This is a genomic window from Citrobacter sp. TBCS-14 (genome assembly GCF_005280805.1).
GTDB lineage: Bacteria > Pseudomonadota > Gammaproteobacteria > Enterobacterales > Enterobacteriaceae > Citrobacter > Citrobacter gillenii.
The window spans coordinates 275-531 of record NZ_SZWM01000479.1 but is presented as its reverse complement, the minus strand read 5'-3'; the positions used below and the strand labels follow the sequence as shown (position 1 = coordinate 531).

Genomic DNA, 257 nt, shown 5'->3' with positions numbered 1-257 from the left:
ATCGACTGGCTGATTGGCCCGGCCTCGCTGGTCACCGCCCTGGATATGAAAGGTTTCTCGCTGACCGCCATCGTACTGGAAGAGAGCATCGAAAAAGCACTGTTAACCGAAGTAGAAACCAGCAGCTGGCCAACCCCGGTCCCACCACGCGAAATCAACTGTGTGCCGTCATCGCAGCGCAGCGCGCGTGTCGAATTTCAGCCCTCAGCCAACACGCTGGTTGCCGGGATTATTGAGCAGGTCACCGGAACGCTTTC

The 257-nt window shown here is 58.0% G+C and carries 1 pseudogene; it reads left to right on the top strand.

The annotated features are described in order from the left end of the window. A pseudogene (locus tag FDX22_RS31365) lies at window positions 1–257 on the top strand (dihydroxyacetone kinase); the annotation flags it as partial.